We start from the raw sequence: 26,775 nt of genomic DNA on the forward strand, positions 1-26,775 counted from the left end.
GTGTCGTCTCCTCGCGATCGGAGCATCGCGCGGAAAAGTGGGAACCGGTTTTCCGCAACGGCGATGCGACAACAAAGGCACAACGCGCGAGACGGCGATCTTATCCTCGGCAATCCTCGATCACGCGGCCGATTTCGGCATAAGGCGGCACCACCAGAGGCGCCGCGCCGGAGCGGTCGATCACGAACCGCCCGCGACTGAACGCCATCGCATCGAGCATCGCATCGCTCGGCGCGAGCTGGCTCGCGACATAACCGGCATCGCCGCCCGTCGCGCGCAGCGGGATCGATCGCGTCAACGTCGTCGTACGGATAGTCGCGGCGTCGCCGGCCCCCTGTACCGACAGATACAGCGATCCGCGCGTGCGATCGCAGCGCAGGGTGAGCAGCGCATTGGCGCCAACCGGCCCGAACAGGGCGATCGAACCCACGCCGTCCTTGCGATAGGCCCAGTCGCCCGGCGTGAACGGCCATTGATTCCAGTCGGACGCGAGTGGCGGCGTGACGACCGGCGGCGGGCTCGGCCGCACGACGGGTGGCGGAGCGGGCCGCGCGACCGGCGGAGGCGCGGGCGGCGGGACGCAGCCGGCGAGCAAGAGGGCGACGGACGTTGCAATGGCGGCGAACTTGTAGCGCATCGACCGACCATGGCCGCCAGCGCTACGCGCCTCAACCCCAAAGCGCCATTCGGGCGTGGATCGGCGACGTACGCCGCGCTACGATCGTTTCGCATTTAACCGTGAAAGGGCAAAAGTGGCCGAAACGAGCATCCAGCCCCTGGTGGCGGCGACCCTGGACACGACGATGAAAGTTAGGGGCCGCGACGGCGGCAAGACGATCGGCACGCTCCACGCGTTCATGGTGCACAAAAGATCGGGCCGCGCGATGTATGCGGTGCTGAGCTTGGGCGGCTTCCTGGGCGTCGGCAAACATTTCTACGCGGTGCCGATCCAGTTGCTCGCTTATGACCTCGCCGCCGACGCCTATGTCGCGAGCGTCGAGCCCAAGACGCTGGAGGGCGGCCCCAATTGGTCCGGCACGGCGCCCGATTTCGACCAGGCCTATGCTGACCGGCTGGCGAGCTATTACGGGGCGGACAAGCAGGATCTGACCATCGGATAGCTCATCCGGTCAAGCTCTTCGCGAATGCCTGCCAAGCGGGCATCATGTTGAGCACGATGCGGATGGCCTGGGTTAGCAGGAAGACTGCCCCGCCCCATTTGGTCGCGGCGTGCAGCCTGCCGGTCGTACGCAGGTCATAGGCGACGAGCACCAGCAATATCAGGTCTGTAAGGATGATCCCGCCCAGCGCCGGCGTGAGCGGCAAATGCGTCATGCGCGTCACCCGCGCCAACGGCGTCGTCAGCAGCGCAAGCGTGCCGAGCAGCATCAGCCGCTTGTGCCAGGCAGCGCGCTTGCGCATCGCGACCGCCCAGGCGGTCAGGATGGCGAAGGTCAGGATCGCCCCCAGCGGAAAGATCAGCGGGGGTCCCTGCGGAGGCAGATGCGCGGCAGCGGTGACCTGTTTGGTGATGATCGCCGTGGCGATCCCCAGTGGCACCATCGCCACGGCGACCGCTACCGCAACTGGTCCGATGACGCGATGCACGTCGGTGCGGCCCGCCGAGACCAGCCCGGTCTGAAGAGCGTAGAGCAGCATCCAGAGAGTGAACACCGCGCCGTGAACATGGACCAGCATCGACAGACGCGGGCCCGCGAACACACTCGACAGATAATAAGACGGTGCAAATCCGACGAACGTGGCGACGATCATTGCCACCGCCATGCCGGCGAAAAACCGCCGTTCGTTGCTCAACCGTCCGCCAACACGCCCCGCGACAGTAGCCATGCCGATATCCCCCATTTTGCCGAGAAGGTCGAGGATTCGAACGGGAAAACTATAGGATAAAAACGACACCGGAGCGCAGTTCGAGCTAAAAAGCCTATAAAACGCAGAATATTACGGCGGGGCAGAGTTTCCCCGAATCGTCATCCGCCCAAGCGGGGCTGACGGAGCGAGGAGATAGCGATCGGGCTTACCGCCGGCTTCCACTCCCGAATTTCTTCTGCACCTTGCCATATCGCGTCTTGCGCGTGCCGGGCTTGCCCTCGTTCGATCGGCCCATCACCGGCGGCAGCACGCGGTCGTCCGCGGGCAGCCCCAGCTCCTCCGCTTCCAGCGCGCGGATCTCGTCGCGCAGGCGCCCGGCTTCCTCGAACTCGAGGTCGGACGCGGCCTTGCGCATCTTCTTCTCGAGCTCCTCGATATAGGCGCGCAGATTGTGCCCGACCATGTGCGGACGGTCCTCGTCGATCGGGACGGTGACCTGATCCTTCGAGGCGACATGCGCGATGATGTCGCCGATGTTGCGCTTGATCGTGGTCGGCGTGATGCCGTGCTCGAGATTATAGGCTTCCTGCTTCTCGCGGCGGCGGTTGGTCTCGTTTAGCGCGCGCTCCATGCTGCCGGTCATGCGATCGGCATAGAGGATCACCCGTCCCTCGACGTTGCGCGCGGCGCGGCCGATCGTCTGGATCAGCGAGGTCTCCGACCGCAAGAAGCCTTCCTTGTCCGCGTCGAGGATCGCGACCAATCCGCATTCGGGAATGTCGAGCCCTTCGCGCAACAGGTTGATCCCTATCAGCACATCATAGACACCAAGCCTAAGATCGCGGATCAACTCGATTCTCTCCAGCGTCTCGACGTCCGAATGCATGTAGCGGACCTTGACCCCCGCTTCATGCATATACTCGGTCAGGTCCTCGGCCATCCGCTTGGTCAGCGTGGTGATCAGCGTGCGATAGCCCATCGCCGTGGTCTTGTTGCATTCCTGGATCACGTCCTGGACCTGCTCCTCGACCGGACGGATCTCGACCGGCGGGTCGATCAGGCCGGTCGGGCGGATGACCTGTTCGGCAAAGACGCCGCCGGTCTGCTCCATCTCCCAGCCGCCGGGCGTCGCCGAGACATAGGTCGTCTGCGGACGCATCGCATCCCATTCGTTGAACCTGAGCGGCCGGTTGTCGATGCACGACGGCAGGCGAAAGCCATATTCGGCGAGCGTGATCTTCCGGCGATGGTCGCCGCGCGCCATGCCGTTGATCTGCCCGATCGTCTGGTGGCTTTCGTCGACGAACAGCAGGGCATTTTCGGGCAGATATTCGAACAAGGTGGGCGGCGGCTCGCCCGGCAGGCGCCCGGTCAGGAAGCGCGAATAATTCTCGATTCCGGCACAAGATCCTGTCGCCGCAATCATTTCCAGGTCGAAGTTGGTACGCTGTTCGAGCCGTTGCGCCTCGAGCAACTTACCCTCGATCTGCAATTCCTTGAGCCGCTCGGCGAGCTCGTGCTTGATCGCTTCCATCGCCTGTTTGAGCGTCGGGCCGGGCGTCACGTAGTGCGAATTGGCGAACACGCGGACATAGTTCAGGCTGGCGACCTTCTTGCCGGTCAGCGGATCGAATTCGGTAATGTCCTCGATGTCGTCGCCGAAGAACGACACACGCCAGGCGGTATCCTCATAGTGCGACGGGAAAATTTCCAGCGTGTCGCCCTTCACCCGGAAATTGCCGCGCTGGAACGCCGCGTCGTTACGCTTGTATTGGAGCGCGACGAGCTTGCGCACGATCTCGCGCTGGTCGACGGTCTGACCCTTCTTGAGGTCGAAGATCATTGCCGAATAGGTCTCGACCGAGCCGATACCGTAGAGGCAGCTGACCGAGGCGACGATGATCACATCGTCGCGTTCGAGCAGCGACCGCGTCGCCGAGTGGCGCATGCGGTCGATCGACTCGTTAACCGAGCTTTCTTTCTCGATATAGGTATCGGACCGCGGCACGTACGCCTCGGGCTGGTAATAGTCGTAATAGCTGACGAAATATTCGACCGCATTATCGGGAAAGAAGCTCTTGAACTCGCCATAGAGCTGGGCGGCGAGGATCTTGTTGGGCGCGAGGATCAGCGCGGGGCGCTGCAACGTCTCGATCACCTTGGCCATGGTGAAGGTCTTGCCCGACCCCGTCACGCCGAGCAGCACCTGGTCACGCTCGCCCGCCAGCGCCGCTTCGGTCAGTTCCTTGATCGCACTCGGCTGATCGCCCGACGGTTCATAGTCGCTGACCAGCTTGAACGCCTTGCCGCCCTCGACCTTCTCCGGCCGTTCTGGGCGGTGGGGGACGAAGGACTGACCGGTTTCCGGTTCAGCCAGGCTGGTGCGAATCTGGATTGCCATAGTTCGCGAATATGGTGACTTTAGCGCCCACCCGCAACAAAGCGGGAACGGTCGCGCCGAAATCCATGATGGAGAGAAAAAAATGCGCACCACCCCCTTGGTCCTCGCCGCTACCGCCACGCTCGCGCTGGCTGCTTGCGGAGAGAAAACGAGTTCGACGACGATCACGACCAATTCCGCGACCGGCACCGTCACCACTACCGGCGACGCGCCGCCCACTGTCGCGTCACTGAGGATGCAGCCGGGCAAGTGGGAGACCACGATCACGACGCTCGAAACCAAAACCAGCGGCCTGCCTGCGGGAATGCCGGCGGGCATGACGCCGCCCAAACCGGCGCCCCAAACGATCACGGCGTGCGTGACTCCCGAACAGGCGACCAAGGGCCCGGGTGAGATGCTCAAGAACGCAAAGGTCGACTGCACGATCAAGAACAGTACCTTCACCGGCGGCAGGATCGCATCTGAGGCGTCGTGCAAGCTGCCCAACGGCACCATGACCATGAACACGACGGGGTCGTACAGCCCGACCGAAGTCACCTATGATACCGAAGCGGCGATCAGCGCCGGGCCGGTCAGTTCAACGACCAAGACGCATACCGTCTCCCGCCGCATCGGAGAATGCAGCTGATCCGATTGCATCACCCGTGGCGGCGCGCTCTTCCGCGTCGCCACGGCCACGCCCCGCTCGGGAACGCTAATCCGCCCGCCGGTACGCTATGCGCCACATCACCACGGCGATGCCGGCCGACATCATGCCCATGACCAACGCGGTAGCGATGCCGCTCGCCCAGCGGAACAGCAAGGTGCGCGCATCCATCGCGGGCATTTCGACCAAGCCGTAGATCCAGGTCTGTCCGCCGAGAAACACGACGAAGCCGATCGCCGCCCCGAGCAACGCCGCGCTGACCGGTCCGCGCCGTCCCGCGGCGTGGAGCAGCATCCAGGGGAAAGCGGCAAGCGCGGTGATGGCAAGCGCGGTCAGCACCGACCCGATGATCAAAGCCATGGCCAGCGTGCCGATCGTGAAGGTGCCGCCGAACAGCATCAGCAGGACCGTGATCGCGCCGCCCATCAGCCCACCAGCGCCGATCGCGAGCCCAATCCGATCGAGCGACGTCTCGTAGCGGCGTCGTTGCGCCATTGTTTGGGACATTGCGACACCCCCTCCGCGGCGGCTCATAGCATCGGGCGCGACCGACCCCAAGCGGTCACACGATCCATTTGCGGTACATTAGCGCAGCGCCGAAACCGCCGGCGTATCGAGGCAGCGCAACAGGTCGCCGCGCGTCATTGTCGGCCGCGCGGACTGGGGCGCAAAGGCCGGCACCTCCATCGTCCGGCCGATCCGCACCGCGGAGAAGCCGCGTTGCCCGGTGCATGCCTCTGCCGCCGCCAGCAGGCGCGGCGGCGTGTCCCAGCCTTCATAGGACAGGCGAAACGTCCCCCAATGAATCGCGATCGCCTGCGCCGCGCCCAGACGACGATAGACCTCGACGGCATCGATCGGACCGACGTGGCTGCCCGCCGCCATCTGACCGGCGGTGAAGCGGAATGCCCCGATCGGAATGAGCGCGAGCCGGATCGGACCGTAGGACGCCGCCTGGTCCGCCCATTTGAGATCGCCCGCGCCGGTATCGCCGGCGAAGAATAGATTGCCCCCTGGCAGCCGCACGACGAACCCCGACCAGAGCGCGCGATTGCGGTCGGCGAACCAGCGGCTGTCCCAATGATGGCTGCGATTGACGATGACGCTCACACCGGACCGCACCACGACCTCGCCGCCCCAATCGAGCGCACGCGCGGGCACGCCCGCCTGGCCGATCACGCTGTCATTGCCCAGGCTGGTGACGATCAGCGGACGGTCGCGTTCCCACAGCTTCTTGAGCGTCGCGAGGTCCATGTGATCGTAATGATCGTGGCTGACCAACACGAGATCGATCCTGGGCAGATCCGCGAACCGGATGCCCGGCTCGGCGACGCGGGTCGGCCCGATCCCGAACGGCCCGGCATTTGTGCTCCACACCGGATCGGTCAGGATGTTGAGTCCCTGAGTCTGCACCAGCACGGTCGCATGCCCGACCCAGGTCGCAAGCATCCGATCCCCGTCGACTCGTACTGGCGGCCGGGTCGGGGTCACCGCTACGCGATCAGGCCAAACGGGGCGATTGTCGCGCGCCGTCACGTAGCGCAGCATCGTGCCCATCCCGCCCCGCGGCGACAACGCATCGTCGCTGCCGTCAGGGTTGAAGAAATGCTCGCCATCGAAATGGCCGCTTACCGGTCCGCGATAATAACGCGCATCGAGGAAGTCGGGGACGACGGCGATGGCAAGGCACAAGAGCACGACCAGCCAAAGCAGCCCGGCACCGACACGTTTCACCCACCGCATCTGCGCCCTCTATCCTATGCGGCGCGCTGAACAAGCCCTATTGACCATCTCGACATTTCGTTGTGTAAACACAACATATGATCATGCAGACCGACTCGTAATGCTCTACAACCGGATTGCGCTGTTCCGTGCCGAACGCGGCATTTCGCGCAAGGCGCTGGCCGAATCCGTCGGCGTCAACCCGCAGACGATCGGCTATCTCGAGCGCGGCGACTACAAACCCAGCCTCGAGCTCGCGATGAAGATCGCCGCCGAGTTCGACGTCGCGATCGAGCATCTGTTTTCGTTCAAACCCTTCGAGCCCGTGGCGGCAGTCCTGCGCCGGGCGGGAGACTCCGCATGACCAAGCCGCTGATGCAGCGCCTCGACGACGTCGCCAAACTGACCGGTATCCCGGACCTGGCCAGACGGCCACCGCGGCGGCGACCGTTGAGGGGATTGGCGCTCTTCGCCCTCGTGCTCGGGACGGTGGGGATGGCGGTCACCTTGCTCGGTGGTCGCGTCCTGTTGATCGGCGATGGAATATTGCTGGCGGGCTTCGTGCTGTCCGGCTGGCTCCCGCTCATGGGCCCGATCAAGCCGTGGATGTCGTTCACCGAGCGTGTCGACGAGCTGGACGCGCAAATCCGCGCCAAAGCTTATCTGACCGCACTGCCTATCATCCTGTTCGCCGCGGTGTGTGGATTGGTCGGCCTACCGATACTCGCTTGGATGCAGCCGCGCCCGTCGGCCGAGATGGTTGCGTTGGGCGGGTTCGCCGCAATGTATCTCCTGATCCTGTGGAATGCGGTACCGACGCTCCATGCCAGCTGGCGAAGCCAGCCGATCGAGGAGCAAGACGACTAACTCAGCCCTGATCCTCATAGGCGAATTGCAGGATGCCCCAGTGGCGGCCCTTGACGGCGATCGAGGCGATCACCTGCTTGAGCAGCAATACACTGCCGTCGGCGACCTGGCGTCGGTAGGCCTTGAGGCAGAACGGGTCGGTGATCTTGCACTGTTGCTGGGTCTCGGTGAATTCGAACATCATCCCGCAGCGTGCATATTCCGTGTTCCAGGCATCGTCGCCCGGTCGCTGCGCATGGGATCGCTCGGGCATCGCCACCGCGCCGAAGCCGTTACGGTCGCTGAAGCTCATCCCGAAAAAGCCCTTGTAACTCCGCGCCCGTTCCTGATGCGGCCGCGCCGCGGGGATGATGAACGGCTGGACCGGATGGCTGAACAGCGGCGGATTGGTCCCGGGAATCTGGTCGTAGGTGTCGCGAAACAGATCGGCCATCGAAATCCTGCCTTCGGCCACTGCGCGAGCGAGCGCGTCCGATACCTGCTTCGCGACATCGAGGCCGAACGCGATATATGGCGAATCGACCATCTCCACCCCACTCTCGGCGAAATGCTGGAGCAGAGTGTTGGTATCATCGCTGACCGTGGTCACGCGGCCCGACAGACGCTGCAATCCGTCGGCATTGGCGCCCGACGTGGTCGACAACGCGCCCAGTCCGGTGCGGATGTTGCCGACCGATTCGACCATCGATCCGATGCGGTCGCTGACGCGCTCGCTCGACATCGACAAATCGCGCATCAGTGCGCCGAGCCGGTCGACCAGTTCCTCGATATCCTTGCTGCCCTGGTGAGCGGTCTTGGCGGTTTCGACGCCATGCGCGACACGATCGAGCATGCCTGCCGCCTCGCCCGCCAGCGCGCCGATCGAGCGTTCGATCGTCTGCGTCGCCGCGGCGGTTTCCTGCGCCAGTTTCTTGACCTCGCCGGCGACCACCGCGAAGCCGCGCCCGGCATCACCCGCGCGCGCCGCTTCGATCGTCGCGTTGAGCGCGAGCAGATTGGTCTGGCTGGCGATCCCGCTGATCACTTGCGTTACGTGGCTGACCGAGGCGAGCGCTTCGTTGAACGCGCCCAGGCTGGCGTGGATGCGGCTGACCTGGTCGATCAGGTCGACGACATTGGTCGAGGCATCGGACAGCTGGCGCGTCGAATCCTCGATCACCAGCCGCGCCGCCGCGGTGCTGCGCCGTGCTTCCTCGGCTGCGCGCGCGACATCGGTGCCGTCGTCGGCCAGCCGCACGGCTTCGCCACCGATCGTGTCGATCGTCGCTGCCTGAGCGGTCACGCGCTCGGCCAGTTCGGTAATGTCCGCTTGCAAGTCGAGCGTCCGGATGCCGAGCTCGCCCGACATCTTGGCCGCCTTCCGTACCGTTGCTGCGATGTCCAACCGCGTGCCCCCTGAATTCCCCCGCTTCCAGCGACTAAACGGCTAGGGTTAAGGAAGCTTTAGGGCTGTTTGGCGGGGGCCGAATACCAGCCGGCCGCGCCGGCGATCACCGCCACTGCCGCGGCCAGCCACAATGCGGCATGGAAAGCCTCGATCGATACGCCGCGTCCGCCGCCCGTCAGCACCAGTCCTATCAGTGCGACCGCGACCATGCCGCCGATCCTGGCGGTCGCGTTGTTCACGCCCGACGCGGCGCCGGCATGGTGGCGGTCGACCGAAGCCATAACCGCCGTGGTCAACGGCGCGACCGCCGCGGTCATGCCGATGCCGATCAACAGCATCGACGGCAGGATATGGGGGATGAACGCGATCGCCGTGCCGGGAATGATCCGCATCGCGGCAAACCCGGCCGCGACCAGCACCGGCCCCGCCGCCAGCATCCAGCGCGCGCCGATCCGCTCGGCCAGCGCTCCGGCCGCGCGCGATCCCACGCCCATGATCAATGGCAACGGCAGGATCGCCGCTCCCGCCGCGGTCGCTCTCCACCCGGTCGAGATCAACAAATAGGGAAGCAACAGCAATACCCCACTCAGCGCCGCGTAGAGCAGGAAGGTCAGCACGGTAATCGCGCTGAAGCTTCGCGTGGCGAACAAGCCCAGCGGCACCATCGCGCGCGCGCCGCATCGGCTTTCCCACCACAGGAACGCCGCCGACGCGACTACGCCGCCCGCGATATAATATATTGCCCCCTGCCCGCCGGACGTGGCGATCGTCAGCCCCCAGACGAGCAGGCCGAGCCCGATCGTCGCGAAAGCTCCGCCCGGCCAGTCGGGTTTCGCCGCCTCGGGGTCATGACCACCCTCGACCGCGACCACCGCGAGGATGGCGGCGGCAACCGCGATCGGCACGATCAGGCCGAACACCCAGCGCCAGCCGGCCGCGTCGACCAGCCAGCCGCCGACGATCGGGCCGATCGCCGCGCCGATCGCGCCCGCCGCCGCCCAAGTCCCGATCGCCTTGGCGCGCGCTTCGCCCTCGAAATCGGCACCCAGGATCGCCAGGCTCGCCGGCGTCAGCAGCGCCGCGCCGATCCCTTGCGCGATGCGCGCCGCGATCAGCCAGCCGAGCGTCGGCGCCGCCATGCACCCGATCGAAGCCATCGCGAACAGCAACAATCCCGCCAGGAACACGCGCTTTCGCCCGAGTGAATCGGCCAGCGCACCGCCAAGCAACACCAGGGCCGACAGCGGCAACATGTAACCGTTGACGATCCACTGAATGCCGGCGGCGTCGGCGTCGAGCGCCTTCGCCATCGCCGGCAAGGCGACATTGACCACCGACCCGTCGATCATCGCGACGCTCGACCCCAGCACCGTCGCCCACAGCGCACCTACTCCGGCACTGCCTGGGGCGCGGGCGGTCATGCCTGCCAATATCCCGCCATCAACTCGCTCGCCCAATCGGGCTGGCGCAAATCGCCGCGCGGCAGGAATTCGCGCAGCACCGGTTTGATGTCGATCACCGGCGTGCCGTCGATCGCGTCGAGCCCGCGAACGTGGAGCCGCGTGCCCTCGACCTTCTCGATCCGGCAGATGGTGATGCCGATCCGGTTGGGCCGGTTCTTGCCGCGCTGCGCGAAGATGCCGACTAGCGGCCAGTCGGCGCGGTTGCGCGGGTGGCGCGCGCCGGTCTCGATCCTGTCCGGCGGGACGCGATCGAACACGAAGGCGATCTCGGCATGGCTGAAGGCATCGAGCCCGGCCAGCGCTTCGGGCCCGAAGCGCGGTTCGAGCTCGATCACCGCGGTCTCGCGATCCCAATCGTCGTCGACCGCTTCCGCGCGGCCGCCGCGAACATAGGCGATCTGCTCGATCTCGAAGGCCATGCCCGTCTCCTACCATGCGCCGGCAAGCGCGAGCACTACGCCGATCGCGACCAGCAGCAACCCCGCGACTTCGCTTTTGGCGGTCTTCTCGCCCAGATAGAAATGCGCGAACGCCATGGTGAAGGCGACCTCCACCTGGCCGACGATCCGCACCAGCGCGACCGGCGCCGAGGCGAAGCCGGTGAACCAGCAGGCCGAGGCGACCGACGACATCAGCCCCACCTGTCCCGCGGTCCGCCATTCGGCGAACACCTTCGCCACCTGGTCACGCTCGCGCCAGAACAGATAGCTGCCCTGCATCAGCGTCTGCAGCGCAACCGTCATCGCCAAGACGATCAGCGCGGCGCGGACATGATCGGCCGTCGCGACTTCCATCGTCGCGCGGCGGATCGCGATCGTCGTCAGCGCGAACACGAAGCCCGAGGCAATGCCGTAACGTGCCGCGGGCTGGCCGAGCGACCGCAACAATTCGCCCGGCCCCGTCCTTTTGCCGCCTGTCGACAACACCATCACGCCCACCACGCCGAAACCGATCCCTAGCCAGGTGAGAACGCTCAGATGGTCGCCGAGCAGCACCACCGACAGGACCGCGCTCTGAACCGCTTCGGTCTTCGAATAGGCCGTACCGACGACGAAGTTGCGCTCGCTGAACGCCATCAACAGCAAGTTGGTCGCGATGATCTGCGCCAGCCCGCCCGCCGCACAGAACAGGACGAACCAATGCCCCAGCGCCGGGAACGCCGCAGGCGCGATCAGAAACTGATAGGCGAGCATCATCGCGGCCGCGACCGGCAGGCCATAGAGATAGCGGACCAGCCCCGCCGCATTGACCGACAAGGTCCGCGACATGCGCCGCTGCACCGCAGTCCGCCATGCCTGGAGTGCTCCCGCGAGCAGGGTCGCGGGCAGCCAGATCGGGAAACTCACGCCTCGCGAGCCTGAACGGTGCGCGCGAGGAACTCGAGGATCGCCTTTTCGTCCTTGCCCTTGGGGCCGCGCCCGACGCGGACCAGCGCGGCTCCGAACACCATCATCGTCAACGGAATGCCGCCGAACGGGCCCCAGAATTCGAACGGAGCGCCGTTGATCGCGGAAATTCCGGCGACCACGAGGAAGATCGACAGGAAGCCGAACCAGAAGATCATGAAGCAGGTAACGTTGCTCGCCTGCCCGATCTTTCCCTCGATCCGGGTGCCGGTGCCGTCGGGCTGCATTGTCGCAGTCAGTCGGACATTCATGTTGGTCTGCACGTTGGGGCGATAGACGAACAGCATCATGTCCTGCTCGCTGCCATGCCCGGTCACGCCCTTTTTGGGCTTGGCCTTCTCGTCACCCAGGACGTCGCGCAGCCTGGTTGCCAGTGCGATTGGGGCGAGCGGAGAGTGGAGGACGATTTTCCGGCTCATTCAATCCTCCCTATGCGCAGCATGGGGAGGGGGACCAGCCGAAGGCTGGTGGAGGGGAAATGTCCCGCACTCCGCAACGATCAGACGCGTTACGGAGTCCAGGTCGCTCAACACATCCGCTGCCGCAACACGAAGCGTACGGATTCCTTGATCAGCCACCCAGGCGTCACGTTCGGCGTCCCGCTGTGGTTGGTCGCCGCGTTCATGTGCTTCGCCGTCGACCTCAATGGCAAGCTTGGCCGACGGGCAGTAGAAATCGAGCGAGTACAAGCCGATTGGATGTTGGTGCCTGAAGCGCAATCCGTCGGGCCGGCCGCGCATCCACTGCCACATAATGATCTCTGGCAACGTCATTTCACGGCGAAGCTTTCTCGCCCGTTCGACCGTTTTTCTAGGTGCCGGCATTCCCCTCCACCGCGCTTCGCGCGGTCCCCCTCCCCATCTGCGATGGGGAGGATTTAGACCAATCCTCCCTGCGCGCGAAGCGCGTGGGGAGGGGGACCGTTCGCGAAGCGAATGGTGGAGGGGAATAATCCCCACCCTTCCCTTATACCCGCTCCAACAGCTTCTCTTTCGCGATCTTCTCGCGCCACACCAACGGCGCCAGCTGGTGGACATTGTTGCCTTCGCTATCCACCGCGACCGTCACCGGGAAATCGACCACCTCGAATTCGTAGATCGCTTCCATCCCCAGATCCTCGAACCCGACGACCTTCGATCCCTTGATCGCCCGCGCCACCAGATAGGCCGCGCCGCCGACCGCCATCAGATAGGCCGACTTGGCGTCCTTTATCGCCTCAGTCGCGGCGGGGCCGCGCTCGGCCTTGCCGACGCACGCCAACAGGCCCTGATCGAGCATCATGCGCATGAATTTGTCCATCCGGGTCGCGGTGGTCGGGCCCGCCGGGCCGACAATCTCCTCGCCGACCGGATCGACCGGGCCGACATAATAGATCACCCGGCCCTTGAAGCTCACCGGCAGTTCCTCGCCCTTGGCCAGCATGTCGGCGATGCGCTTGTGCGCGGCATCGCGGCCGGTCAGCATCTTGCCGTTGAGCAACAAGCGATCGCCCTGCTTCCACGACTGCACCACTTCCGGCGTCAGCGTGTCGAGGTCGACGCGGATCGCCGCCTTGTCCGGCGTCCAATTGACGTCGGGCCATTCGTCAAGCTTGGGCGCTTCGAGAAAAGCCGGGCCCGACCCGTCGAGCGTGAAATGCGCGTGGCGCGTCGCGGCACAATTGGGGATCATCGCCACCGGCTTGCCCGCGGCATGGCACGGCGCGTCCATGATCTTGACGTCGAGGATGGTGGATAGGCCGCCCAGTCCCTGCGCGCCGATGCCGAGCGCGTTGACCTTGTCGAAAATTTCGATGCGTAGCGCCTCGATATCGGTCTTCGGCCCGCGCTCTTTCAACGTCGCCATGTCGATCTGTTCCATCAGCGCCTTCTTGGCGAGCAGCACGCAATGTTCCGCCGTCCCGCCGATGCCGATGCCGAGCATGCCCGGCGGGCACCAGCCGGCGCCCATTTGCGGCAACATCTCGAGCACCCAGTCGACGATCGAATCGGACGGGTTCATCATCTTGAACTTGGACTTGTTCTCCGAACCGCCGCCCTTGGCCGCTACGTCGACCGACACCCGGCTGCCGGGCACCATTTCGACATGGAGCACGCACGGTGTATTGTCCTTGGTGTTGCGCCGCGTGAACGCCGGGTCGGCCAGCACCGACGCGCGCAACTTGTTCTCGGGATTGAGGTATGCGAGCCGCACGCCCTCATCGACGACCTCCTGCATCGAGCGGGACGTGTCGTCGAGGCGGCAATCCATGCCCCATTTGACGAACACATTGACGATGCCGGTATCTTGGCAGATCGGCCGGTGCCCCTCCGCGCACATCCGGCTGTTGGTCAGGATCTGCGCGATCGCATCCTTGGCCGCGGGCGATTGCTCCGCTTCGTACGCCACGCCGAGCGCGCGGATATAATCCATCGGGTGGTAGTAGGAGATGAACTGGAGCGCGTCGGCGACGCTCTCGATCAGATCGGCTGCGCGGATGGTCGTGGTCATGAACGGGCCCTCTAGCGCCGAGCGCGGCGATGAAACAAGAAGGCGCGATGAAACTCCCCAAGGCCCTTGCCTTCGACGTGTTCGGCACGGTGGTGGACTGGCGTGGCGGAATAGCTCGCGAGGCCGCGCCGTTGCTCGATCTGCTGGGCCGCACCGACATCACGCCCGAAGCATTCGCCGACGGCTGGCGCGCGCGGTATCAGCCTGCGATGGCGTGCGTGCGGTCGGGCGAACGTCCGTTCGTGATCCTCGACACGCTTCATCGCGAGACACTGGAAGATTTGCTGATCAGTCTCGATATCGACTCCGCCGCGGTCGGCGACGCGCGATTGCACGGGCTGACGCTCGCCTGGCACCGGCTCGATCCGTGGCCCGATGCGGTTGCCGGACTGACGCGGCTCAAGGCGCGATTCCCGATCGTCACCCTGTCCAACGGCAACATCGCCCTGATGCTCGACATGGCCCGCCGCGCCGGACTGCCCTGGGACGCGATCCTGGGCGCGGAAGTCAGCGGGCATTACAAGCCGGACCCCGAGGCCTATCTCGCGACCGCTCGGCAACTCGGCATCCAGCCCGATGAACTCTGTCTCGTCGCCGCGCACCATAGCGATCTCGCCGCGGCCCGCGATTGCGGTCTGATGACCGCTTATGTCGATCGCCCGATGGAATATGGCGGGCGACCAGCGCCCGACCGGCATTTCGCGCAGAATTGGGAATGGAGCGTTGGGAGCCTGATCGAGTTGGCGGACTTGCTCGGCGCCTAGTCGAACCGCGCGGCGAGGTCTGCCGCGCCTGATCTGACATGATCAACTTTCGACCGCGCCACCACCAGTTCGTCGCCCCGGCGAAGGCCGGGGCCGCCGGGTTGTCAGGCGAAGGCGTTGCGTGAAACACAACGGCCCCGGCCTTCGCCGGGGTGACGATAGGGTCAAGCGGGTGCCGCTAAAACTCGCCGACCGCCGAAGTTCGCAACCGCCCCTCATAGTCCCGCTTGCCGATCGGCACGCCGCGCGAGCGCAATATGTCGTAAGCGGTGACGGCGTGAAAATGGAAGTTCGGTAGCGAGAAGGAGAGGATGAACTCCTCCGCCGTGAAGGCAAGCTGGCGCGGGCCGATCTGGAGGTCGAGATCCCTGCCGGCGCAGGCATCGATCTCCTCGCGCGTGAATGCCCGCAGCATGGTTTCCGCGCGCCCGACCATCGCCTGAAGATCGGCGAACGGCATCGAGCCGATCAGCCCGGGCGGATCGAACACACCGGTCTTCAGCGTTTCCACCCCCCAGGCGGCGTGATGCGACAGCGCCTCGATCTGAAAATGAAACGGGGCCATGTCGGGATAGAGACGAGCCTCGACGAAATCGTCGGGGTCGGCGCCGTTCCGTTCGCAGTGACTGACCGCGCGATCGAGGAATCCCGCGACGGCGCTCACCGTCTGCAGAAAGGTCGGCACGCTGAGGTCGTAGAGTGAAGTCGCCATCAGTTTCTCTCTCGTCGGGCGAGCTAGTCGCGTCCCTCCGGTGCGCCGAGCGGGAAATAGTGGCGATAGGGCCGCGCCTCATCGAGCGCGCGGGCGTAGCTCGGCCGCGCGAGCAGTCGGTCGCGATAGGCCCAGACGTTGGCGAACGACTTGGGGATCGCATGGCTCCAATCGGCGTAGAGCAATGCTGGCGCCGCCGCGCAATCGGCCAGGCTGAACGCATCGCCCGCCACCCATTCGCGCCCCGCCAGGTGCTTGTCGAGCACGGCATAGGCTGTGTCGAGCGCGCCGTGCCATCTGGCATCGTCTTTCGCCTCGCGGCCAAGTGCGCCATAGACAAGACGTTGCTGCGGATAGCTGACATAATTGTCGAAGAAGCGGTCCCACATCCGCGCCTCGACAGCAGCGATGGGATCGCCGGGGATCAACGGCTTGTCGGGATATTTTGCGTCGAGATATTCGATGATCGTGGTGGTCTCGAACACCACTCGCCTGTCATTTTCATCGGCTCCATCGGTCAGTACCGGAAACCGCCCGATCGGCCACAGCGCGGCGAACTCGCTTGCCGCCGGCTCGCTGCCGTCGAGCATCACTTCCTCGAACGCCACGCCCTTTTCATAGAACGCCGTCTTGGCTTTTTGGCAGTAGGACGAGAAGGGATGCGCGTAGAGCTTCAGTGTCACGTCACTTTCCCTTCGCCAGCACGATGTGGAGAGCGCGCTCGCCCATTACCTGCTCGGTCGGGGCGTAGCCGAGCGCGCGCAGGTCGATCCCCTCGAACATCGCCTCGCCCTGCCCCAGCACGACCGGCGACACGGCGTAATGGAGTTCGTCGATCAACCCCGCCTGCAGATATTGCCGCACGGTGGACACCCCGCCGCCGATCTTGACGTCTAGATCGCCTGCCGCGGCGCGCGCCTGTTCGAGGGCGCTTTCGATTCCGTCGGTGACGAAGATGAAGGTGGTGCCGCCTTCCATCTCGATCGGCGGATGCGGGTGATGGGTCAGAATATAGGTCGGCGCATGATAAGGCGGGTTGTCGCCCCACCAGCCTTTCCAATCGGTGCCGTTCCACTCGCCGCGGATCGGCCCGTACATGTTGCGGCCCAGGATGAACGCGCCAAACCCGGTCATCGCCCGCTCGCCGAAATCGTTGTCGATCCCAGTCTCGCCGTCCCCTTTCCCGATCATGGTCTGGAAGAAGCGCGTCGGGAAGAACCAGCCGTGCACCTCGCGGCCGTTCTTGCCGAGCGGATCGTCGAGGCTCTGCTCGGGTCCGGCACCGAAGCCATCAACCGATACCGAAAACGCACCGACACGTACCTTACCCATCATCTCTCTCCCACTCACGGCCGCTCGATGAAATCGATCGGGCGCACTTCGATTCCGCCGCGTCCGAATTTGTCGCCGAGACGCGTTTCCGGATGCAGTTTCGCGATCTCGACTGCGTCGTCGATATCATCGGCCTCGACGACGAAGAAGGCACCGAACGGCTCCGGCGTCACGGCATAAGGGCCGGCCTTTGCGACCACGGCGCCATTCTCGACACGCAAGGTCCGCGATTGTTCCGGCATGCCCAGCGCACCGATCAGTTCGACCTTCCCGCTCGCTTTCAGCGCCGCGTCGTGCGGCGCACAGATCGCGCCGATCTCCTCGAAATCGGCAGGCTTCAGCTCGGCGAAACGCGCCGATTCATAGTGGCACAAGCACAAGAACTTCATCGCATCCTCCTCGCAATACCGCTTGCATTTCGCAAGCGGTATCTGCATCGGCTAAATTAAGCAGTTGCATATTGCAAGCAGTTTCCTAAATTGCCGCCATGGCGGAAGCGAAACGATCGGGCTGTCCGATCAACCTGACGATGGAGATAGTGGGCGATCGCTGGAGCCTGATCGTGATCCGCGACATCATGTTCGGCAACCGCCGCCATTATCGCGAGCTGCTCTTTCATTCTCAGGAACGGATCGCTTCCAACATCCTGGCCGATCGCCTGAAAAAGCTGGTCGAGCGCGGATTGCTGACCAAGCGCGACGACCCCAGCCACAAGCAAAAAGCGATCTACAGCCTGACCGAGCCAGCGATTCAGTTGCTGCCGGTACTCGCCCAGATCGGCGCCTGGGGGCGGCGACATTTGCCGACCACACCCGAACTCGCGATCCGCGCGCAATTGCTCGAAGAAGGGGGACCGCCTTTGTGGGAGGCCTTCATGGCCGAGCTGCGCCATGAACATCTCGGCGCGCCATTGCCGCCGAAGCACGAACCGGTGCTGCCGCGCCTGACCGCCGCATACGAAGAATTGGCTAATCGCGCCTGAGCGGCGATAGAGCGCCGATGTTCTGGGAGACTCACATGCCGTCCGGCCGATCGTTGCGACTATTGACCGCCGCTTTGGCGCTATTCGCGATCGGGGCCGCCGATCGACCGCAGCGCGTGTTCGACACACTCGACAACCGGCGGCTGTCGGAAAGTGCCGTCGACGGGCTGGTCCAGCGGATGATGACCAGCCATCAGGTCACCGGACTTGGCGTCGCGATAATCCGCAAGGGCAAGATCGTCTTCATCAAGAGCTATGGCTACGCGATCGCCGAGAACAAGACGCCGATGACGCCGGCGACGATCATGCCCGGCGCGTCGCTGACCAAGGCAACCTTCGCCTGGACGCTGATGCAATTGGTCGTCGAAGGGAAAGTCGATCTCGACAAGCCGATCGACCAATATCTGGCCAAGCCGCTGCCCGACTATGCCGCTTATGCCGATCTCAAGGGTGACGAGCGCTGGCGCAAGCTAACCCTGCGGATACTGATGAACCATAGCAGCGGCTTCGCCAATTTCCGCTTCTTCGAAGACGACAAGAAGCTGCGTTTCCATCGCGATCCGGGCGCTCGCTACGGCTATTCGGGCGAAGGCGTCCAATTGGCTCAGTTCGTGCTCGAAAAGGGTCTGGGGATCGACGTCGGCAAGGAAATGCAGGCGCGCATATTCGACCGCTTCCGGATGGGCGACACGTCGATGACCTGGCGCGACAATTATGACGGCCGCTTTGCCTATGGCTACACCGCGAACGGCCAGCGCCAGCCTTTTGCGCGTCGGCGCAAGGTCGACGTCGCGGGATCGATGGATACGACGCTGGCCGACTGGGCGCGTTTTCTCGCCGCGGTCTCGCGCAGTGACGGGCTGGGGCTGGCCGCGCATACGGCGATGGTCCGCCCCACCATCTTGATCGACAGCCCGACCCAGTTTCCGACGCTGCGCGACGATCGCACCGATCGCTGGAAAGGCATGAAGCTGGGCTATGGCGTCGGCTGGGGCACGTTCGAAAGCCGGTTCGGCCACGCTTATTTCAAGGAAGGGCATGACGACGGCACCGAGAATTACGCGATGTGCGTCGACAAACGGCAGAGCTGCATCCTGCTGATGGCCAACGATAATCGCGCGGCGGCGATCTTCGTCCCATTGACCGACCAATTGCTCGGGCCGGTCGGCCTCCCCGCCGAATGGGAAGGCTACCGACCCTAGCGTCTAATTCAGCCGCGCTCGCTGTCGAGCGAGGCCATGCCCTGCGCCGGATAACGGTCGCCGCGCACCGCGTCGCGCGGCACCGCCGCCTCGATCGCCGCGAGATCGTCGGCGCTGAGCTCCACGTCGAGCGCGCCCAGGGCTTCCCCGAGCCGCGTGAGCGTCTTGGCTCCGACCAGCGGCACGATGTCCTGCCCTTGTGCCGCGACCCAGGCGATGGCGAGTTGCGCGGTGGTGATGCCCTTGGCGTCGGCAATCGCCTTGAGCCGGTCGGTGATCTGCAGATTCGTCTCGACATTGCCCGCCTGGAAACGCGGCGAATGCGCGCGGAAATCGTCCTGCCGCGCCTCGCTCGACGCTTGCCAATGTCCGCTGATCAACCCGCGCGACAGCACGCCATAAGCCGTAACGCCGATCCCGAGCTCGCGCAGCGTCGGCAAGATGCTGTCCTCCGGTCCGCGGCTGACCAGGGCATATTCGATCTGCAGATCGACGATTGGGTGCACGGCGGCGGCGCGGCGGATCGTCTCCGACCCGACTTCCGACAAGCCGATATGGCGGACATACCCAGCCTGCACCATCTCGGCGATCGCGCCGATCGTCTCCTCGATCGGCACGTCGGGGTCGAGCCGTGCGGGGCGGTAGATGTCGATATGGTCGACCCGCAGCCGTTGCAGCGTGTAGTGAAGGAAGTTCTTCGTCGAGCGCGGGCTCGCATCGAAGCCGATAAACGCCCCAGCAGGATCGCGCAGGCCGCCATATTTGACACTGAGTTGATAGGCGTCGCGCGGCAGGCCGGCGACCGCCTCCGCGATCAGCATCTCGTTATGGCCCTGACCGTAGAAATCCCCGGTATCGAGCAACGTAACACCGGCGTCGAGCGCAGCATGGATCGTCGCGATCGCCTCGTCGCGGTCGGCAGGACCATATGTGCCGGACATACCCATGCAGCCCAATCCGATCGCCGAGGTCATCGGGCCGGTATCGCCAAGCTTTCTTTGTTCCATGACTCAAACTCCTGTTCGCAGGGCGTATATGCGACGGCGAATATCGTACGATAAGCCGTGACAACGGGAACGGCCCGTGCGAAATTCCGTACAATGGCTTCGCCCAATCTCGACGATTTCGCGCAATTCGCCGCGGTGGCCGAGGCGGGCGGGTTTCGCGCTGCCGCGCAGGCGCGCAATCTTTCCGCCTCGTCCCTTTCCGAGGCGGTGCGCCGCCTGGAAGGCGATCTCGGCGTCCGTCTGCTCAACCGCACGACGCGCAGCGTCACCCCGACCGAGGCCGGCCGGCGGTTGCTCGATCGATTGACGCCTGCGCTGGCAGAATTGGCGCATGCCGCCGACGAGCTGGCGGCGGAAAGCGGCCGAACCACCGGCACGTTACGGCTCAATGTCCCCGGCATCGTCGCGCGCCACGTCCTGCCGCCAATCGCCGCACGTTTCCTCGCCGCGCACCCGGGCGTTCGCCTGGAAATCTCCGCGCAGGACGATTTCGTCGACATTCTCGCCGCCGGGTTCGACGCGGGCATACGCTATGAGGAGAGTATCGACCGCGACATGATCGCGGTCCCGATCGGACCGCGCCGCCAGCGCTTCGTCTGCGTCGCTGCCCCCGCCTATCTCGAGCGTCACGGCACGCCGCGGCACCCGCGCGATCTCTCCGCGCATCAGCGGATCGGCCATCGTTTCGCCAGCGGGCGCATGATCGTTTGGGACTTCGAGCGCGGCGGCCGACGGTATCGCCTCGCGCCGGAAGGCCCGCTGGTTTCCAATTCGATCGAAATGGCGACCGCCGCTGCTGTCGCCGGACTGGGCATCGCCACGGGATTCCACGAATTCTTTGCCGCCGAACTGGCGCGCGGGTCTCTGGTCGAGATACTGGCCGACTGGATGGAGCCGTTTCCCGGACCCTCGCTTTATTATCACAGCCGCCGCTTGATGCCGGCCCCGCTGCGCGCATTCATCGACTTCATTCGCACGGACGACGCCAGCTGACCGCACTGTTCGCCTCGACCTGGCCAGCTATTTTAGGTTTCGCTGAAAGCACTTCCTAACATCTTCGCATTACGGGCATGGCCATGTCCGTTCGTCCGAGCCGATCTGTAGTCAATGCGACGCGTTCCACCTGGGGCGCACTGGCGCTTGACGCCGATGCTACGCCGGAGACGATCGAGGCGCGGTTGCAGCGCATCGGCGAATTGGGCGCGGTTTGGCCGTTCGTGCTGTTCGCCCAATTGCTCGCGCCGTTCGCGGTCGGCCTGATCGCACATTATTTCGGGCGCGACGATCTGATCGGCCTCGCGGTGCTCCGCGGCGGCGTGATCGCCGCGGCGTCGCTCGCCGCTTTAGCCCAGCTCAAGCTGAAGTTCGCGCGTTTCTGGCCGACTCATGTCCAGATCCGCACCCTGACGCTCTGTTCGGGCGCGCTCGGCGTCGGCCTGTTGTCGCTGCTGCCGTTGGTCGCAGGATTTCCGGTCGGCGAATATCATCTCGCCGGGTTCATCGCGGTATTTGCCGGCGTGACGATTACCGCGGTCGCCATCCATCCGCTGCGGGCGGCGACCCTGGCATTCGCTGCCGCGCTCGCCGGCATGGTGCTCCTCCATACCGGACTCGGCCTGCCGACGGCGATCGCTTTCCTGGCGCTCGCCAGCCTGGCGATCTCGACCGTGCGACTTGCCCGCAACGATGTCGAACGCAACCGGCTCGACGAGGCCGAGAACAGTTCGGGCCGCCTTGCCGCGCAATTGGTGCGCGAAGTCGAGGATCATGGCGACGGCTGGTTCTGGCAGACCGATCGCTACGGCCAGATCACTTATCTGTCGGCCAAGGTTGGGCGCGAATTCGCGCGGCTCGGCGTCGAACCGGTCGGGGGCCGGCTCAACGACATCTTCCGCATGGATACCGAAGCCGGGGACACCGAACGCACGTTGAGTTTCCACCTTTCCTCGCGCACCAGCTTTTCCGACTATTCGGTCTGCCCTACCGCCGACGAGGACAGTGAGCGCTGGTGGTCGATTTCCGGCCGGCCGATGATCGACGAACTCGGGCGATTCCAGGGCTTTGTCGGATCGGGCCGCGATCTCACCGAAAAGCGCCGGTCCGAAGCCGAGATCACGCGGCTGGCGCTGTTCGACGGCCTGACCGGCCTTGCCAACCGTCAGCGCATGCGCGCCTCGCTCGACAAGACGCTGGCGCCGCAATCGGGCCATGCCATCACGTCGCTGTTCCTGCTCGACCTCGATCGCTTCAAGGCGGTCAACGACACGCTCGGCCACCAGATGGGCGACGCGCTGTTGAAGCAGGTTGGGCAGCGGCTGCAGCGGGCGGTCGGCGAGGCCGGTCTGGTCGGCCGTTTGGGGGGCGACGAATTCAAGGTCGTGCTGCCGGGCGAAGGCAATCGCGACCGGCTGAGCGAGCTGGCGCGAGCAGTGATCGGATCGCTTTCTCAGCCTTATTTCATCGAAGGATCGTCGATCACCATCGGCTGTTCGATCGGCATCGCGATCTCGCCCGAAGACGGCAATGACTCCGAGACGTTGATCCGCAACGCCGACCTCGCGCTGTATGAAGCGAAAGGCGACGGCCGCGGTGTCCACCGCTTCTTCCGCGGCGAGTTGCTCGCCGGCGCTCAATCCAAGAAACAGCTCGAAGACGATCTGCGGCACGCCTTGGTCGGCAACCAATTCTACGTCGCCTACCAGCCCGTCGTCTCGACCCAGGGCGAGCAGATCGTCGGCTATGAAGCGCTGATCCGATGGGATCACCCGACGCGCGGCGCGATCAGCCCGGCCGAATTCATCCCGATCGCCGAGGAATGCGGGATGATCGAAACGATCGGCGAATGGGTATTGCGGACCGCTTGCCGTGAGGCGGCGGGCTGGCCCAACCATGTCCGCGTCGCGGTCAACGTCTCCCCGATCCAGTTCGCCAATCCGGCCTTGCCCGCGATCGTCACCTCGGCCCTCGCCAATTCGGGCCTGGCGCCGCACCGGCTCGAACTCGAGATCACCGAAGGCGTGTTCGTCAACGAAACCGCCAGCTCGGAACAGATGTTCAAATCGCTCAAGGGGATCGGCGTCCGCCTGGCGCTCGACGATTTCGGCACCGGCTATTCGTCGCTCGGCTATCTGAAAAAGGCGCCGTTCGACAAGATCAAGATCGACCAGAGCTTCGTGCGTGGGGCCGCGGTGCCGGGCAACCGCAACGCCGCGATCATCAAGGCGATCGTGACGCTGGCCAACACACTCTACATGGAAACCACCGCCGAAGGCGTCGAGCTTCAGGATGAAGTCGAACTGATCCGCGAACTCGGCTGCAGCCACATCCAGGGCTACGTCTATGGCAAGCCGGCGCGGAGCGAAGAGGTCGTCCGCCAGTTGCAAGCCGCCGGCGGCCATGCCACCCCGTTGGGCTACAAGGCCAGCCGCAGCCCCCGGTCCACGATGCTGCGGTCCGCGATACTCGACCTCGGCATTGCCAAGGGCGAGGTGCGCATCCGCAACATCTCGTCGACCGGTGCGCTGATCGACGGCATCGAATTCCCGGTCGACCCGTCGGGCGTCGACGTCCAGATCGAGTTGCTCGAAGGGCAGATGTTCCCGGCCACCGTGCGCTGGGCCAAACATGGCCGCGCAGGCCTGGAATTTGCCCAGAATTTCAACCTGGAGCGGCTCAACGCTCCGGTCCCTGTGAGCAAAATCCGCAAGGCGAGTTGAGCGACGCGGCCACCGAGGTGACCGCGCGCAATGGCTATTGCTTCGGAGCAACGGGCGGCGGCGATACCGATGCCGGCGGAGGCGGAGGCGGAGGCGGCGCATCGCATCCGGGCGGCGGCGGACCGTCATGACCCGGACCGACGTCACCGGGACCGTGCCGCTCCCTGGGCCCGCCCCGGCGCGGCCCATGGGCGAAGAACGGCCCGACAGCGCGCACGCGTCCATTGCCATCGACCAGGAAGGACGCATGCAACTGACCATCATCATAGCGGCCCTGGACCAGCAGGTCCTGTCCCGCCGTGACCGCATTGTCGCCGTCGCGGCCGGCATCGACCATCGTCTTGCCGCTGCCGTCGGCGATCGTGAAGCGGTCGCCATAGATTTCGGCGACCTTGCCGCGCACCGTCACCAGCCCGTCGCCACCTCGTGCCAGCGAGGCGATGGCGACCGGCCGGATCGGCGCCACTTCGATCCCGGGCCGCGTCAGTCCGACCGCTCCTGCCCCGGCTGCGGCGCCGGCCGCGAGCAACGCCGCACCGCCGATCCACAGCATCGCCGGGCGGCTCATCAGGTTCTTTACATCGGTCATCGTTCGATCTCCTTCGTGATTGCGATGGTCGCGAGTCGTAGCGATACGTCGACACGCCGCGCTGAACCCCGGCGTTCAGTTTCGGTTTAAGCGGATGGCGTAGCTCCGCCGGCGAAAGGAAGACGATGCGCATCCTGCTGGTCGAGGACGATGCCGATCTGGCCGCCGCGATCCTGCGCGCGCTGAGGGCGGAGAACTTCGCCGTCGACCACGCGACGAACGGCGAGGACGGCGCGCATCTCGGCGATACCGGCCAATATGACGCGGCGGTGCTCGACCTGGGCCTGCCGATCAAATCGGGGATCGCCGTGCTCAACGAATGGCGCGCCGCGGGCCGTACGTTGCCGGTGCTGATCCTGACCGCACGCGACGGATGGTCGGACAAGGTCGAGGGATTCCGTGCCGGCGCCGACGATTATCTGACCAAGCCGTTCCGCGTCGAGGAATTGGTGATGCGGCTGCGCGCGCTCGCGCGCCGTGCCGCGGGGCACGCCGCGCCGCGCGTCATCTGCGGACCGCTCAGTTACGACGCGCAGACCGGCCAGTTCGAGCTCGATGGGCTGCCGCTTCGCCTGACCGCGCTCGAATGGCGCGTCTTGTCGGCGCTGGTCCTGCGCAAGGAAAGCGTCATCGAGCGGCTCGAATTGCTCGACCGCGTCTATGAGAATGACGCCGACCCCGATTCGAACTCGCTCGAGGTGATCATTGCCCGGCTGCGGCGGAAGATCGGGCGCGACTTGATCGAGACGGTGCGCGGACGCGGCTATCGGCTGACCGCCGACGCGCCGGCGGCGCCGCAATGAGGCTGATGCCGCGATCGATCCGCGGACGACTGCTAGCGCTGTCCGCCGTCGCCACCCTGCTCGCGCTGGTCGTCGCTGGCGTCGCGATCGGCGGCATCCTCGAACGGTTCGTCGTCCACGGCGCCGATCAGCGGCTGGATAATGAAGGCTTCGTTCTCGCCAGCCTAGTGAAGCGCGATGGCGGGATAGATCGCGCCCGCGCCACCGAGATCGAGGCCGGATTTGCGCCGGGCGACGTCTGGCGGATCGATACGCCGACCGGTTCGCTGTCGCGCGGAGGGCTGCCTCCGTTGACCGAGGCGACGCTCGATCGCCTGCCGCCGCCCCGTCCCGACCGCAGGCACGATCACGGTGTGTCGCCCTGGCGGCCGTTCGATAGCGACCTGACCGACGGCGCGCCGGTGCATGGCCGCTGGCGCACCGTGCTGACCGACGCCGGACCCGCAATGGTCGCGGTCGCCACGCCGCGCGAGACGATCACGCGCCCGATCCTCGGCGCTATGGCGCCGCTCATCCTGTCGTTGCTCGCGCTGGGCGTCCTGCTCGCCATTGCGACACTGGTGCAACTACGCATCGGCCTGCGCCCGCTCGACCGGTTGCGCGACGATATCGCTGCGGTGCGCAATGGCCGTGCCGAGCGGCTTCCGGACGACCAGCCCGCCGAACTCGCCCCGCTCGCCAGCGAACTCAATGCGCTGGTCGCCGATAACCAGGCGGCGCTCGCAGCGGCGCGGGGGAGCGCGGCCAATTTGGCGCATGGGCTGAAGACGCCGATCGCCACGCTCGCCTTGGTCGCCGGCGAGCCCGGGCGCGATCCCGACGGGCGGCTGGCGGCGTTGGTCGCGCGACTGGACGCGACGGTGCGCCATCACCTCGGCCGCGCGCGCGCCGGCATTGCGAGTGCGCGGGTCGTGACCCCGGTCGCCGCGGTCGCCGAGGGTCTCGCCACCGCCTTGCGCCGCATCCATGCCGAGCATGGCGTCGTGATTGAGGTCGCGGTTTCGGCCGACCTGGCGGTCGCGGTCGACCGCACCGACCTGGACGAGATGATCGGCAATCTGGCCGACAATGCCATGCGATGGGCACGATCGCGGGTCGTAATCGGTGCCCGCGTCGCGTCGAGCTCGGCGATCGTCACGATCTCGGACGATGGCCCGGGTATTCCGGCGATCGAGCGCGAGCGGGCGCTGGCCAAAGGGGCCCGGCTCGACGAGCGCGGCGAAGGACATGGCTTCGGGCTGGCGATCGCGCACGAACTGGCGATCCTCTATGGCGGCGACCTGACCCTGGGCGATGCGCCCGGCGGCGGCCTGACGGCGACGCTCACCTTGCCGCTTGCGCGCTCAATCCAGCAGTAACTTGGATCGACTTTTACCAATCCTCCCCCGCCAGGGGGAGGTGTCAGGCGCAGCCTGACGGAGGGGGAGGAAGCAAGGCGGCCAGTTGGTCGTCGACC

29 protein-coding genes are annotated in these 26,775 nt (G+C 65.3%); 11 read left to right on the forward strand and 18 right to left on the reverse strand.

The genetic code is table 11. The features are described 5' to 3' along the window. Window positions 1-100: 100 nt before the first annotated feature. The gene (locus SPR01S_RS11470; RefSeq protein WP_066589696.1) at window positions 101-637 is read right to left on the reverse strand and encodes a hypothetical protein; all 537 of its coding nucleotides are present in this window, start codon (window positions 635-637) and stop codon (window positions 101-103) included. 115 nt (window positions 638-752) lie between these two features. Between SPR01S_RS11470 and SPR01S_RS11475 the strand changes: the two genes are divergently transcribed. Further along, the gene (locus SPR01S_RS11475) at window positions 753-1,121 is read left to right on the forward strand and encodes a PRC-barrel domain-containing protein (RefSeq protein WP_066589699.1); all 369 of its coding nucleotides are present in this window, start codon (window positions 753-755) and stop codon (window positions 1,119-1,121) included. A 1-nt stretch (window position 1,122) separates the two neighbouring features. Here the strand turns inward: SPR01S_RS11475 and SPR01S_RS11480 are convergent, their stop codons facing one another. Then, window positions 1,123-1,848 (reverse strand): hypothetical protein, encoded by a 726-nt coding sequence (locus SPR01S_RS11480; RefSeq protein ID WP_157082176.1) that lies wholly within the window; start codon window positions 1,846-1,848, stop codon window positions 1,123-1,125. A 187-nt stretch (window positions 1,849-2,035) separates the two neighbouring features. After that, a complete protein-coding gene (uvrB, locus tag SPR01S_RS11485) occupies window positions 2,036-4,231 on the reverse strand; it encodes an excinuclease ABC subunit UvrB (RefSeq protein ID WP_066589705.1) in 2,196 nt (731 codons plus the stop codon). A gap of 82 nt (window positions 4,232-4,313) precedes the next feature. Between uvrB and SPR01S_RS11490 the strand changes: the two genes are divergently transcribed. Beyond that, window positions 4,314-4,859 carry a DUF3617 domain-containing protein gene (locus SPR01S_RS11490; protein ID WP_066589708.1) on the forward strand — a complete coding sequence of 182 codons (546 nt, stop codon included), beginning with the start codon at window positions 4,314-4,316 and terminating at the stop codon, window positions 4,857-4,859. Between the two features lie 66 nt (window positions 4,860-4,925). Here the strand turns inward: SPR01S_RS11490 and SPR01S_RS11495 are convergent, their stop codons facing one another. After that, complete coding sequence (locus SPR01S_RS11495; protein WP_245661966.1) at window positions 4,926-5,384, reverse strand: hypothetical protein; 459 nt, start codon at window positions 5,382-5,384, stop codon at window positions 4,926-4,928. A gap of 78 nt (window positions 5,385-5,462) precedes the next feature. Continuing rightward, window positions 5,463-6,620, reverse strand: coding sequence for an MBL fold metallo-hydrolase (locus SPR01S_RS11500; RefSeq protein ID WP_066589714.1), 1,158 nt, complete (start codon window positions 6,618-6,620; stop codon window positions 5,463-5,465). 100 nt (window positions 6,621-6,720) lie between these two features. On the opposite strand from SPR01S_RS11500, the gene SPR01S_RS11505 reads away from it, so the two are divergent. After that, window positions 6,721-6,963 carry a helix-turn-helix transcriptional regulator gene (locus SPR01S_RS11505; protein ID WP_066589719.1) on the forward strand — a complete coding sequence of 81 codons (243 nt, stop codon included), beginning with the start codon at window positions 6,721-6,723 and terminating at the stop codon, window positions 6,961-6,963. Continuing rightward, window positions 6,960-7,466 (forward strand): hypothetical protein, encoded by a 507-nt coding sequence (locus tag SPR01S_RS11510; RefSeq protein WP_066589721.1) that lies wholly within the window; start codon window positions 6,960-6,962, stop codon window positions 7,464-7,466. Before SPR01S_RS11505 ends, SPR01S_RS11510 begins: the two co-directional genes overlap by 4 nt. A 1-nt stretch (window position 7,467) precedes the next feature. On the opposite strand, the gene SPR01S_RS11515 is transcribed toward SPR01S_RS11510, so the two are convergent. The 7 genes from SPR01S_RS11515 to SPR01S_RS11545 all read right to left on the reverse strand — a co-directional run bounded on the left by SPR01S_RS11515 (window position 7,468) and on the right by SPR01S_RS11545 (window position 14,212). Then, a complete protein-coding gene (locus SPR01S_RS11515; protein ID WP_066589724.1) occupies window positions 7,468-8,814 on the reverse strand; it encodes a methyl-accepting chemotaxis protein in 1,347 nt (448 codons plus the stop codon). 95 nt (window positions 8,815-8,909) lie between these two features. Then, the gene (locus SPR01S_RS11520) at window positions 8,910-10,274 is read right to left on the reverse strand and encodes an MFS transporter (protein ID WP_066589727.1); all 1,365 of its coding nucleotides are present in this window, start codon (window positions 10,272-10,274) and stop codon (window positions 8,910-8,912) included. Continuing rightward, on the reverse strand, window positions 10,271-10,735 hold the full coding sequence (locus tag SPR01S_RS11525) for an SAM-dependent methyltransferase (protein WP_066589729.1): 465 nt from the start codon (window positions 10,733-10,735) through the stop codon (window positions 10,271-10,273). The genes SPR01S_RS11520 and SPR01S_RS11525 overlap by 4 nt, the downstream gene beginning before the upstream one ends. A gap of 9 nt (window positions 10,736-10,744) precedes the next feature. Continuing rightward, window positions 10,745-11,662, reverse strand: a complete 918-nt coding sequence (locus SPR01S_RS11530; protein ID WP_066589731.1) for an EamA family transporter — start codon at window positions 11,660-11,662, stop codon at window positions 10,745-10,747. Further along, the gene (locus SPR01S_RS11535) at window positions 11,659-12,141 is read right to left on the reverse strand and encodes a hypothetical protein (RefSeq protein ID WP_066589734.1); all 483 of its coding nucleotides are present in this window, start codon (window positions 12,139-12,141) and stop codon (window positions 11,659-11,661) included. The genes SPR01S_RS11530 and SPR01S_RS11535 overlap by 4 nt, the downstream gene beginning before the upstream one ends. Continuing rightward, window positions 12,142-12,759, reverse strand: coding sequence for an endonuclease domain-containing protein (locus tag SPR01S_RS11540; RefSeq protein WP_369405269.1), 618 nt, complete (start codon window positions 12,757-12,759; stop codon window positions 12,142-12,144). Then, window positions 12,689-14,212: a fumarate hydratase gene (locus SPR01S_RS11545; RefSeq protein ID WP_066589739.1), complete on the reverse strand. Its 1,524-nt coding sequence runs from the start codon at window positions 14,210-14,212 to the stop codon at window positions 12,689-12,691. Before SPR01S_RS11545 ends, SPR01S_RS11540 begins: the two co-directional genes overlap by 71 nt. A 47-nt stretch (window positions 14,213-14,259) precedes the next feature. Between SPR01S_RS11545 and SPR01S_RS11550 the strand changes: the two genes are divergently transcribed. Next, window positions 14,260-14,976: a haloacid dehalogenase type II gene (locus SPR01S_RS11550; protein ID WP_066589779.1), complete on the forward strand. Its 717-nt coding sequence runs from the start codon at window positions 14,260-14,262 to the stop codon at window positions 14,974-14,976. A 178-nt stretch (window positions 14,977-15,154) separates the two neighbouring features. On the opposite strand, the gene SPR01S_RS11555 is transcribed toward SPR01S_RS11550, so the two are convergent. The 4 genes from SPR01S_RS11555 to SPR01S_RS11570 are packed head-to-tail and all read right to left on the reverse strand — an operon-like array spanning window position 15,155 to window position 17,409. Continuing rightward, on the reverse strand, window positions 15,155-15,688 hold the full coding sequence (locus SPR01S_RS11555; protein ID WP_066589747.1) for a DUF1993 domain-containing protein: 534 nt from the start codon (window positions 15,686-15,688) through the stop codon (window positions 15,155-15,157). Window positions 15,689-15,711: 23 nt separating this feature from the next. Beyond that, complete coding sequence (locus tag SPR01S_RS11560; protein WP_066589754.1) at window positions 15,712-16,371, reverse strand: glutathione S-transferase family protein; 660 nt, start codon at window positions 16,369-16,371, stop codon at window positions 15,712-15,714. Window position 16,372: 1 nt separating this feature from the next. Continuing rightward, the gene (locus SPR01S_RS11565) at window positions 16,373-17,020 is read right to left on the reverse strand and encodes a dihydrofolate reductase family protein (RefSeq protein ID WP_066589780.1); all 648 of its coding nucleotides are present in this window, start codon (window positions 17,018-17,020) and stop codon (window positions 16,373-16,375) included. A gap of 14 nt (window positions 17,021-17,034) precedes the next feature. After that, on the reverse strand, window positions 17,035-17,409 hold the full coding sequence (locus tag SPR01S_RS11570; RefSeq protein WP_169803424.1) for a YciI family protein: 375 nt from the start codon (window positions 17,407-17,409) through the stop codon (window positions 17,035-17,037). A gap of 98 nt (window positions 17,410-17,507) precedes the next feature. Between SPR01S_RS11570 and SPR01S_RS11575 the strand changes: the two genes are divergently transcribed. Next, a complete protein-coding gene (locus SPR01S_RS11575) occupies window positions 17,508-18,002 on the forward strand; it encodes a winged helix-turn-helix transcriptional regulator (RefSeq protein WP_066589762.1) in 495 nt (164 codons plus the stop codon). Between the two features lie 17 nt (window positions 18,003-18,019). Next, entirely contained in the window at window positions 18,020-19,204 is a 1,185-nt protein-coding gene (locus SPR01S_RS11580) for a serine hydrolase domain-containing protein (RefSeq protein WP_084251127.1), read from the forward strand. An 8-nt stretch (window positions 19,205-19,212) separates the two neighbouring features. Here SPR01S_RS11580 and SPR01S_RS11585 read toward each other — a convergent pair whose 3' ends face one another. Beyond that, window positions 19,213-20,211 carry an aldo/keto reductase gene (locus SPR01S_RS11585; RefSeq protein WP_066589765.1) on the reverse strand — a complete coding sequence of 333 codons (999 nt, stop codon included), beginning with the start codon at window positions 20,209-20,211 and terminating at the stop codon, window positions 19,213-19,215. 93 nt (window positions 20,212-20,304) lie between these two features. Between SPR01S_RS11585 and SPR01S_RS11590 the strand changes: the two genes are divergently transcribed. Both SPR01S_RS11590 and SPR01S_RS11595 read left to right on the forward strand, forming a co-directional pair. Then, a complete protein-coding gene (locus SPR01S_RS11590; protein WP_066589768.1) occupies window positions 20,305-21,204 on the forward strand; it encodes a LysR family transcriptional regulator in 900 nt (299 codons plus the stop codon). An 83-nt stretch (window positions 21,205-21,287) separates the two neighbouring features. Beyond that, window positions 21,288-23,927 carry a putative bifunctional diguanylate cyclase/phosphodiesterase gene (locus tag SPR01S_RS11595; RefSeq protein ID WP_369405270.1) on the forward strand — a complete coding sequence of 880 codons (2,640 nt, stop codon included), beginning with the start codon at window positions 21,288-21,290 and terminating at the stop codon, window positions 23,925-23,927. Between the two features lie 34 nt (window positions 23,928-23,961). Here the strand turns inward: SPR01S_RS11595 and SPR01S_RS11600 are convergent, their stop codons facing one another. After that, a complete protein-coding gene (locus tag SPR01S_RS11600) occupies window positions 23,962-24,516 on the reverse strand; it encodes a hypothetical protein (RefSeq protein ID WP_066589769.1) in 555 nt (184 codons plus the stop codon). Between the two features lie 125 nt (window positions 24,517-24,641). Between SPR01S_RS11600 and SPR01S_RS11605 the strand changes: the two genes are divergently transcribed. Together SPR01S_RS11605 and SPR01S_RS11610 are read left to right on the forward strand one after the other, a co-directional pair. After that, complete coding sequence (locus SPR01S_RS11605) at window positions 24,642-25,319, forward strand: response regulator (protein WP_066589771.1); 678 nt, start codon at window positions 24,642-24,644, stop codon at window positions 25,317-25,319. 5 nt (window positions 25,320-25,324) lie between these two features. Then, window positions 25,325-26,677 (forward strand): ATP-binding protein, encoded by a 1,353-nt coding sequence (locus SPR01S_RS11610; RefSeq protein ID WP_369405271.1) that lies wholly within the window; start codon window positions 25,325-25,327, stop codon window positions 26,675-26,677. The last annotated feature ends 98 nt before the right edge of the window (window positions 26,678-26,775 follow it).

The organism is Sphingomonas pruni NBRC 15498 (assembly GCF_001598455.1).
Lineage (GTDB): Bacteria > Pseudomonadota > Alphaproteobacteria > Sphingomonadales > Sphingomonadaceae > Sphingomonas > Sphingomonas pruni.